Here is a 9,678-nt window from a genome sequence, read left to right as displayed (position 1 = left end):
CATGTAGTTGGCCAGAGCGAAATTGCGGTAGCCGGTGGCGCGCTCGGAGGCCGCGACCTCGCGGTCGATGATGATCGCATCGTCGTCGGCGAGGAACTGGACGAAGCGCAGGATCTCGCCGATCGCCTCGCGCGGCTGATGGCCGGCAAGCAGGATGTCGGAGACGACGATGGCGCCGGCGTTGATGAACGGGTTGCGCGGAATGCCGTTCTCATGCTCGAGCTGGACGATCGAGTTGAACGGATTGCCGGACGGCTCGCGGCCGACGCGCTGCCATAGCGCGTCGCCGACCTTGCCCAGCGCCAAGGTCAGTGTGAAGACTTTCGAGACACTCTGGATCGAGAAGGGCTGGTCGGCGTCGCCGGCGAGGATGACGCGGCCGTCATTGGTGACGGCGGCAATGCCGAATTTCCTCGGATCGACCTTGCCGAGCTGCGGGATATAGGTGGCGACATCGCCGCGATCGGCGCGCTCGGCCATTTCGGCGGCAACCTCGGCCAGCGCTTGCTCGAGTTCCGGCATGGCGTCTATTTCAGCCAGCGTTCGATGCGGGCCAGCGCCTCGACCATGTCGTCGTGGCTGCCGGCATAGGAAAAGCGCATGGTGCGATGACCCTGCAGCGGATCGAAGTCGCGGCCGGGCGTCGCCGCCACATGCGCCTCGGCCAACATCTTGCGCGCGAACACCATGCTGTCATTGGTGTGGCGGGTGACGTCGCAGAAGGCGTAGAAGGCGCCGTCCATGGGGGCGGCGAGCGCGAAGCCGAGCTCCGGCAGGCGCTTCATCAGAAGGTCGCGGTTCCAGGCATAGCGCGCCTTCACCTTCTCCAGCTCTTGCGTGGCCTTGAAGGCCTCGATCGCGGCGATCTGCGACAGTTCCGGCGGCGAGATATAGAGGCTCTGGGCAATGCGCTCGACTGGCCGCACCAACTCTTCCGGCAGGACCATCCAGCCGATGCGCCAACCGGTCATGCAGTAGTATTTCGAAAACGAGTTGATCACCGTCACGCCGGCACCAAAAGCCAGCGCGCTGACATCCGGAGCGGCATAGGCCAGCCGGTGGTAGATTTCGTCCGAGATCACCGCGATGCCGAGCTCCTCCGCCGTCTTCACCAGCGCCGAAAGCTCCTCAGCCGGAATGACCGCGCCGGTCGGATTGGCGGGGCTGGCGAACAGCACGCCCTTCAGCGGCTTTTCGCGATGCGCGCTCTTCAAGTGATCGGCATGCAGATAAGCATCCGACCCGAGTTCGATCTCGACGACCTCGATGCCGAGCGCGGCCATGATGTTGCGGTAGGCCGGATAGCCGGGCGCGGCGATGGCGACGCGGTCGCCCGGGTCGAACATCGCCAGGAAAGCGAGGTTGAAGGCGGCGGACGAACCGGTGGTGACGGCGATCCGGCCGGGCGCGACATCGATCCCGTAGTGCTCGCCATAGTGCCCGGCGATTGCCTTGCGCAGCTCAGCCAGCCCCAAAGCGTCGGTATAGCCGATGCGACCGTGCCTAAGCGCCAGAACTGCCGCTTCGCGGACGCCGACCGGCGCCGGGTCCGACGGCTGGCCGACCGCCATCGACACCACGGGAACGCCGGAGGCCTTCAGCCGGTTGGCCTCGGCCAGAATATCCATGGCGTGGAACGGCTCGACCTCGCCGCGGCGTGAAAGCGAAACGACCATTTGACCTCTCGTCCAACCTGCCAATTTGTTGGAGCAATTCGGGCCGAAAAACGGCTACGCGCTTTCCTGGAATTGCCCGGCTTGAATGGCAGCGCCGCACAAATGCCCGATTGATGTGGGGATCACAAGCGCGCAGGAAGTTATCGGCGCCGACTTTTCATCCTTCGCCCGCTCGTCTACCAGTGGACCTGTCATGTTGAGCCGACCCCGAACGATGATTGCCAGATCGAAAATTGCGCGAACCGCGCGCGGATTCGCAACACTTCTGCTTGCTGCCGCGGTCGCGGCATCCGCTTCGGTGGATGCCTTCGCGCAAGGCGTACCCGTGGTGCGCGACGCCGAGATCGAAGCTCTGGTGCGCGACTATGCCCGGCCGATCTTCAAGGCGGCGGGCCTCGCAAATGACGGCATCGACATCGTTCTCGTCAACGATCAGAGCTTCAACGCCTTCGTCACCGGCCGCCGCCTGTTCATCAACACCGGGGCGCTGGTGGCGGCCGAAACGCCGAACGAGATCATCGGCGTCATAGCGCACGAGGCCGGCCACATCGCCGGCGGCCATCAGCAGAAACTGCGCGATCAGCTCGACCGCGCCAAAACCATGGCCATCATCGCCACGCTGCTCGGCGCCGGCGCGATGGTCGCCGGCGCCACGACCAACAGCCGCGGCCTTGCCGGCGCCGGCATGGGCGTCGCCGCCGGCGGCGGCGAGATGGCGCAGCGCAGCATCCTTGCCTATCAGCGAGGCGAAGAAATCACGGCCGACCGCTCGGCGATCACCTATCTCAATGCCACCGGCCAGTCCGGCATGGGCATGCTGAAGACCTTCGGCCGCTTCCAGAGCGCGCTGTCGCTGTCGGGCACACAGCTCGACCCTTACCGGATCAGCCATCCGATGCCGCAGGAGCGCATCGCCAATCTCGAAGCCCTGGTCAAGGCGAGCCCGTATGTCGACAATGTCGACCCGCCGACGCTGCAGCAGCGGCACGACATGATGCGCATCAAGATCGCCGCCTATATGCAGGGCCAGGCGGCCGTGTCGCGGCTGATGCGGAAGAACCCGACCAGCCTCGCCTCGCGCTACGGCGACGCGCAGCAGACCTATCTCTATGGCAATCCGGGCGCAGCGCTGACGAAGACCGCGGCATTGATCAAGGAACAGCCTAAGAACCCTTATTTCCAGGAGTTGCGCGGCGACATCCTGATGAAGGTCAACAAGCCCAAGGATGCCGCGGATGCCTATGCCAAGGCCGTCAGCCTCGACCCGGCGCGGTCCGGTTTGCTGATGGTCTCGCTCGGCCAGGCGCTGATGGCGGTCGGCACGCCGGATTCGGTGAAGAAGGCGGTAACCCAGCTCAACAACGGGATCGGGCGCGACAAGGAAAATGCGGAAGCCTACCGCTATCTGGCGCAAGCCTATGGCGAATTGGGACAAATCCCCGCCGCCGACCTTGCGACGGCGGAAGGCCACTACTATTCGGCCGACTACAAGAATGCGAAAATCTTCGCCATGCGCGCTCAACAGAAGTTGAAGCGCGGCGAGCCTGGCTGGCTTCGCGCTCAGGATATCATAAACTACACGCCATCGAACAAACTCAAATGAACCTCCCGGCCATGCGCGGCGACTAGAATGGGCCGGGATAGGCAGAAGGAAATGATCATGAACAAGGCAATCCTGCTCGGCAGCGCCGGCGTGGCGGTAGCGCTCGGCATGCTGGCATTCGGCTTCGTGGCAGGAAGCCCGCAGGCCGCGAAGGCCGATACGACGCAAGCCATCCAGGTGGCCTCCACGGACAGCAAGATCGACCGCAAGGAGGTCGAAGGCATCATCCGCGACTATCTGTTGAAGAACCCGGAGGTCCTGCTCGAGGTGCAGGACGCGCTCGAGGCCAAGCAGAAGGAAGAACAGCGGCTCGCCGCGCTCGGCGTCATCAAGGACGCGAAGGACGAGATCTTCAACTCCACCTTCGACGGCGTCGTCGGCAACCCGAGCGGCAAGGTCACCATCGTCGAGTTTTACGACTACAATTGCGGCTTCTGCAAACGCGCCATCGAGGACATGAAGGCGTTGACCAAGGCCGACCCGGATCTGCGCTTCGTGCTCAAGGAATTCCCGATCCTCAGCCCGGATTCGCAGAAGGCCAGCGTGGTGTCGATGGCCTTTCACCTGATGATGCCGGAGAAGTACGGCGCCTTCCACACCGCGCTGCTCGGCGGCCAGGGCCGCGCCACCGAGGCGACCGCCATGAAGGTGGCACTTTCGCTCGGCGCCGACGAAGCGAAGCTGCGCGAGAAGATGAAGGATCCGAGCATCAACGAGGCGCTCTCCCGGACCTACGACCTCGCCACCAAGCTGTCGATCACCGGCACGCCGTCCTATGTGGTCGGCAACGAGGTGGTCTTCGGCGCGCTCGGACAGCAGGTCCTGGCAGAGAAGATCGAGCAGGCCAAGAGCGCGCTCTAGGCATAGAGAGGCGCGACAAGGGGCGGTTTTCCGCCTGTTGTGGACAGCGAAAGAACGCACTTGCGCTCTTTTCGCGGGCGGCTATGCCCATTATAGAGGTCCGGCGCGCCGGCTTGGGGTCGGCGTTAAACAAGGTCGGCATTTTGAAAACGATTTTCGTCCTCAACGGTCCCAACCTCAATGCACTCGGCAAGCGCGAGCCGGGGATCTATGGCGGCAAGACGCTTGCGGCCATTGCCGAGGACTGCAAGGCCGCAGGCGCGGCGCTTGGGCTCGAGATCGATTTCCGCCAGTCCAACCACGAGGGTGACCTCGTCGACTGGATTCAGGAAGCCGGCGACAAGGCTTCCGGAATCGTCATCAATCCCGGCGCCTACGGCCACACCTCGATTGCCATCCACGACGCCATCCGCGCCGTCGCGCCGCTGCCCGTCGCAGAAGTCCATCTTTCCAATATCCACGCGCGGGAGCCTTTCCGGCACGTCTCCATGGTCGCTCCGGTCGCTGTCGGCATGATCTGCGGGTTCGGGCCGCTCGGCTACACGCTTGCGCTGCAGGCACTGGCGGCGCGCCTGTGACCGGCTCCCAAACAGAAGGCTCGAAAATGTCGATAAAGAAGAACGGTGTTGACCAGCAGCTGATCCGCGATCTGGCGGGCATACTGAACGACACCAACCTGACCGAGATCGAGGTCGAGCTCGGCGACCTGAAGGTGCGCGTGTCGCGCCAGTCGCAGGCCGTCCACGCGGTCGCCGCTCCGCTTCCTGTTCCAGCGGCGGCGATTGCCGCGCCGGCTCAGGCGGCAGCGGCGGCGGTTCCCGCGGCGGCAGCCGACGCCTCCAAGAACGCCGTGCCCTCGCCGATGGTCGGTACCGCCTATCTGGCGCCCGCTCCCGACGCCAAGCCGTTCGTCGAGATCGGCCAGAAGGTGAAGGAAGGCCAGACGCTGCTCATCATCGAAGCGATGAAGACGATGAACCAGATTCCCTCGCCGCGCGCCGGTACGGTCACGGCCATCCTGATCGAGGACGCCCAACCGGTCGAATACGGCATGCCGCTCGTGGTCATCGAGTAGAGCCGGGACCAGCGGAGAGATGTTCCAGAAGGTCCTCATCGCCAATCGCGGCGAAATCGCACTCCGGGTGCTGCGCGCCTGCAAGGAGCTCGGCATCCAGACGGTGGTCGTCCATTCGACGGCCGATTCGGACGCCATGCATGTGCGCCTCGCCGACGAGAGCGTCTGCATTGGTCCGCCGCCAGCGCGCGAAAGCTATCTCAACATCCATCAGATCGTCGCCGCCTGCGAGATCACCGGCGCCGACGCGGTGCATCCGGGCTACGGCTTCCTCTCGGAGAACGCCAAGTTCGCCGACATCCTCGCCGCCCACAACATCACCTTCATCGGCCCGTCGGGCGACCATATCCGCGTCATGGGCGACAAGATCGAGGCCAAGCGCACGGCAAAGCGCCTCGGTATCCCGGTGGTGCCTGGCTCCGACGGCGCGATCAGCGACGAGAAGGAAGCCAAGCGCGTCGCCGCCGAGATCGGCTATCCGGTGATCATCAAGGCTTCGGCCGGCGGCGGCGGCCGCGGCATGAAGGTGGCGCGCACTGAAGCCGACCTCGAAGTGGGGCTGCATACAGCAAAGTCGGAAGCGGGTGCGGCCTTCGGCGACGACGCCGTGTACATCGAGAAATATCTGGAAAAGCCGCGCCATATCGAATTGCAGGTGTTCGGCGACGGCGCCGGCCGCGGCGTGCATTTCGGCGAGCGCGACTGCTCGCTGCAGCGCCGCCACCAGAAGGTGTGGGAGGAGGCCAACTCGCCCGCGCTCAATGCAGAGGAGCGCGCGCGCATCGGCGGCATTTGCGCCAAGGCGATCGCCGATCTCGGCTATTCCGGCGCCGGCACCATCGAATTCCTCTACGAGAACGGCGAGTTCTATTTCATCGAGATGAACACCCGCCTGCAGGTCGAGCATCCGGTGACGGAAGCAATCACCGGCATCGACCTCGTGCACGAGCAGATTCGCGTCGCCTCCGGCGGCGGGCTGTCGGTCCGGCAGGAAGACATCAAGTTCAACGGCCACGCCATCGAGTGCCGCATCAACGCCGAGGACCCGCGCACCTTCACGCCGTCGCCCGGCACGATCACGCATTTCCACACGCCCGGCGGCCTCGGCGTCCGAGTCGATTCCGGCGTCTATTCTGGCTACAGAATCCCGCCCTACTACGACAGCCTGATCGGCAAGCTGATCGTGCATGGCCGCAACCGCGTCGAATGCATGATGCGGCTGCGGCGGGCGCTGGACGAGTTCGTCGTCGACGGCACCAAGACGACGCTGCCGCTGTTCCGTGATCTGGTCGGCAATCCGGACATCGCCAATGGCGACTACGACATCCACTGGCTTGAAAAATATTTGGCCGATGAGGATTAGGGTCTTGCAGTTATAATGGCGCAATGACCCGTCCCTACGCGCCCGGCTACCGCATCCCGACCGACCTGCTGCTGAAAGCCTATGCCTCGGGCGTCTTCCCGATGGCCGAGAGCGCGACCGATCCGGAAGTGTTCTGGGTGCGGCCGGAGACGCGCGGCATCATCCCGCTTGACGGGTTCCACACGCCGCGCAGCCTGAAGAAGACGATCCGCAAGCACCCCTTCGACATACGCTACGATTTCGACTTCGAGGCGACGATCGACGGTTGCGCCGAAAAACGCGACGAGCGCCGCTCGACCTGGATCAACGCGCCGATCCGCGAAGCCTATGTCGATCTCTTCCGGCTGGGCCACTGCCATTCCGTCGAGGCATGGCGCGAAGGCCGGCTGGTCGGCGGTCTCTATGGCGTGTCGCTCGGGCGCGTGTTTTTCGGCGAAAGCATGTTCGCCAAGGAAACCGACGCCTCGAAGACTTGCCTCTACTATCTCGTGGAGCGGCTGAACGCGCGCCGCTTTGCGCTCCTCGACACGCAGTTCACCACCGAGCACCTCAAGCGCTTCGGCGCCATCGACGTGCCGCGCAGCCGCTATGAGACGATGCTGGCCGAGGCCTTGAAGGGCGAGGCGGTTTTCTATCCCTGAGGTCTGTCAGTCTTCGGTCGATGATTCGATCGGTGTCTGCGAATGAAACATCATCTTCCAGCCATCGGCACGATGGACATAGCCGGTGCTGACGATGGCGGCATAGGGTTCGCCGTTTTCCCTCGTCGCGCGAGCCTCGTAGGTGAGCATCACGATATCACTACCCGGCTCGACCATGCCTTTCAGCCGGATGTCGAGATCGCGCCAGCGATTGGGCTTCGTGGCGGTCTTGGCCAGATCGGCATTGGTCATCGCTTTCGCCATCTCTGGAAAGGCGACAAGGCATTCCACATCGGCATGGGCCGCGAAGTAGGCGGAACTGCCGGTCCAGAACCCTTTCTCGATATCGAGAAGCTCTTTCTTGCTGGCAGTGATCGGCCTGATCTTTGCCATGGAAACCTCCCGTCGCTATCGCCGTTTATCCAACGGATTGCGAAAAAGAGGGTTCCGAGGTCAGTTCGCGTCGGTTGAGTCGGTGCCGTCCGGCGCGGGCGCGGCATCCGTCGGCTCAGGTGCTGCCTCGGCGGGCTGCTCTTGCGCCGGAGCCTTGGGCTTTGCGGCTTCGCTCTTCGGCTTGCCCGTATCGGCCTTGGCGGCGGTCGGCGGCGGCACATCCGACTTCTGCTTGCAGCCCTTCAGCCAGACGTCATAGACGGCGTGCCCGACGGCATTGAGGCCAGGGCTTTCGGCGAACATCCAGCCGGTGAAGATGCGGCGGATCTTGCGGTCAAGCGTGATCTCGTCGACTTCGACGAAGGAATCGGTCTTCGGCTGCTCGGTCTCCGGCCGCGAATAGCAGACGCGCGGCGTCACCTGCAGGGCGCCGAACTGCACGGTCTCGTCGATATAGACGTCGAAGGTGATGATGCGGCCGGTGATCTTGTCGATGCCGGCGAATTCGGCGACCGGGTTGGTGATACGGTCGGAAACTGGCGGCGTTGCCGGCGCCGGCGGTGCGGCGAACACCGCCGTCGAGGCGGCCAGAACGGACGCTGTCGCGAACAATCCCGTCGAGATTCGGCTCATGCAAGGATACCGGTGGTTGCGCCCGGGTGATTCTCTCTCGCCCAAGGCTAGTCATGGCTGCGATATCAGCAAGCAGCTAAACGCCAATTGTGGCGACAAAGGACCGAAGGACGCGTTTACGAACCGGGTGTCCAGGCGTCGTAGTCGCCGGTCACCTGCGGGCGATGCTGGTTGGTCAGGATGGAACCCTGCGGGCGATAGGCGCCGGGCGTTCCGGTCAGGTTGGGCCGGTGCGGCTTCTGCCACTCGCGAGCCTTGTAACTCTCGCTCGAGGGAGGCGTGTCGACGCGGTGATGCATCCAGCCATGCCAGCCCGGCGGGATCTTCGAGGCTTCGGAATAATCGCGATAGATGACCCAGCGGCGGGTGCGGCCTTCCGAATCGATGCCGCCCTCGTAATAGACGTTGCCGGCCTCGTCCTCGCCGACCTTCTTGCCGAAGCGCCAGGTGTGGAAACGCGTGCCGAGAGTCTGGCTGTTCCACCAGGTGAAAAACTGCAGCAGGAAAGTCTTCATCCGGATCCTCGTGGCGGCAGCGGCCGCACCGTTTCCTGCTTATGGCGTCAGGCCATCGCGAAGGCAAGGGTTTTGCCGCGCCCGGCGACGTAAATGGCTTCGTGCGCTAAAGCGCGTCGATTCGGGCGACGCGCTTTAGTTTTTGTTTTTTATGCATGTCGTTTTCGCAAAACGGCTGCACACCTTTGCGCGACATTGCATTAATCGATACACCCGCGGAGATGTCGCCGCCTCGGCTTGCCAAGCGCCGCCTGTATTTCTAAAGCTCGCACGCCCGCAAAGCGGGCATCTGGCCCAGGCCGGTGAGGGAGGTGAGGATTGGCCCCAGAACGGTCCACCGGCAATCGGATCGGCGCCGAAGACATCCGTCGCCGCAAGGGTGGCGTGCCGATCGTCTGCCTCACCGCCTATACCTATCCAATAGCCCGCATGCTCGATCCGCATGTCGACCTGCTTTTGGTCGGCGACAGCGTCGCCATGGTGCTGCATGGCCACGCTACGACGCTCGGCGCCTCGCTGGAGATGATGATCGCGCATGGACAGGCGGTAATGCGCGGCTCGGCAAAAGCCTGCGTGGTCGTCGACATGCCCGCGGGCAGCTACGAGGGCTCCCCGGCGAACGCCGTTGCCTCGGCAAGGCGCATCGTCAATGAAACCGGATGCCAGGCGGTCAAGCTCGAGGGCGGCGTCGACATGGCCGCGCAGATCGCGGCCATCGTTGCCGAGGGCATCCCGGTCATGGGCCATATCGGCCTGCAGCCGCAATCCGTGGAAAAGGACGGCGGCTACAGGATCAAGGGCCGGACCGAGGACAATGTCGCGACCCTGTTCCGCGACGCCGAAGCGGTGGAAAAGGCCGGCGCCTTTTCCGTCGTCATCGCGGGCACGGTTGAAAGCGTCGCCGCTGACCTTACCCGT

12 protein-coding genes are annotated in these 9,678 nt (G+C 64.0%); 7 read left to right on the top strand and 5 right to left on the bottom strand.

Translation table 11 applies throughout. From position 1 onward, the window contains the following. Nucleotides 1-522: glutaminase (locus EOA29_RS14620; protein WP_189478897.1), on the bottom strand; the 522-nt coding region annotated here is incomplete at its 3' end. 5 nt (nt 523-527) lie between these two features. Then, nucleotides 528-1,676 (bottom strand): aminotransferase class I/II-fold pyridoxal phosphate-dependent enzyme, encoded by a 1,149-nt coding sequence (locus EOA29_RS14615; protein ID WP_126094158.1) that lies wholly within the window; start codon nt 1,674-1,676, stop codon nt 528-530. 193 nt (nt 1,677-1,869) lie between these two features. Between EOA29_RS14615 and EOA29_RS14610 the strand changes: the two genes are divergently transcribed. From EOA29_RS14610 to aat, 6 genes are all read left to right on the top strand, one after another. Beyond that, nucleotides 1,870-3,279 (top strand): M48 family metalloprotease, encoded by a 1,410-nt coding sequence (locus tag EOA29_RS14610; RefSeq protein ID WP_126094159.1) that lies wholly within the window; start codon nt 1,870-1,872, stop codon nt 3,277-3,279. A 57-nt stretch (nt 3,280-3,336) separates the two neighbouring features. Further along, a complete protein-coding gene (locus EOA29_RS14605) occupies nt 3,337-4,140 on the top strand; it encodes a DsbA family protein (RefSeq protein ID WP_126094160.1) in 804 nt (267 codons plus the stop codon). A gap of 143 nt (nt 4,141-4,283) precedes the next feature. Beyond that, on the top strand, nt 4,284-4,718 hold the full coding sequence (aroQ, locus tag EOA29_RS14600; RefSeq protein WP_126094161.1) for a type II 3-dehydroquinate dehydratase: 435 nt from the start codon (nt 4,284-4,286) through the stop codon (nt 4,716-4,718). 26 nt (nt 4,719-4,744) lie between these two features. After that, a complete protein-coding gene (gene accB / locus EOA29_RS14595; RefSeq protein WP_126094162.1) occupies nt 4,745-5,215 on the top strand; it encodes an acetyl-CoA carboxylase biotin carboxyl carrier protein in 471 nt (156 codons plus the stop codon). Between the two features lie 19 nt (nt 5,216-5,234). Continuing rightward, entirely contained in the window at nt 5,235-6,578 is a 1,344-nt protein-coding gene (gene accC, locus EOA29_RS14590) for an acetyl-CoA carboxylase biotin carboxylase subunit (RefSeq protein ID WP_127221075.1), read from the top strand. A gap of 23 nt (nt 6,579-6,601) precedes the next feature. Further along, entirely contained in the window at nt 6,602-7,219 is a 618-nt protein-coding gene (gene aat / locus EOA29_RS14585) for a leucyl/phenylalanyl-tRNA--protein transferase (RefSeq protein ID WP_126094164.1), read from the top strand. Nucleotides 7,220-7,225: 6 nt separating this feature from the next. On the opposite strand, the gene EOA29_RS14580 is transcribed toward aat, so the two are convergent. The 3 genes from EOA29_RS14580 to EOA29_RS14570 form a co-directional block, all read right to left on the bottom strand. After that, a complete protein-coding gene (locus EOA29_RS14580; protein ID WP_126094165.1) occupies nt 7,226-7,612 on the bottom strand; it encodes a hypothetical protein in 387 nt (128 codons plus the stop codon). 60 nt (nt 7,613-7,672) lie between these two features. Then, nucleotides 7,673-8,245, bottom strand: coding sequence for a DUF2155 domain-containing protein (locus tag EOA29_RS14575; protein WP_127221074.1), 573 nt, complete (start codon nt 8,243-8,245; stop codon nt 7,673-7,675). A gap of 116 nt (nt 8,246-8,361) precedes the next feature. Beyond that, nucleotides 8,362-8,760, bottom strand: a complete 399-nt coding sequence (locus EOA29_RS14570) for an NADH:ubiquinone oxidoreductase subunit NDUFA12 (protein ID WP_126094167.1) — start codon at nt 8,758-8,760, stop codon at nt 8,362-8,364. A gap of 318 nt (nt 8,761-9,078) precedes the next feature. Between EOA29_RS14570 and EOA29_RS14565 the strand changes: the two genes are divergently transcribed. Further along, the coding region (locus EOA29_RS14565) for a 3-methyl-2-oxobutanoate hydroxymethyltransferase (protein WP_127221073.1) at nt 9,079-9,678 on the top strand (600 nt) is incomplete at its 3' end.

Source organism: Mesorhizobium sp. M1E.F.Ca.ET.063.01.1.1, assembly GCF_003998155.1.
GTDB lineage: Bacteria > Pseudomonadota > Alphaproteobacteria > Rhizobiales > Rhizobiaceae > Mesorhizobium.
This window is presented reverse-complemented; position numbering and strand designations above follow the sequence as displayed.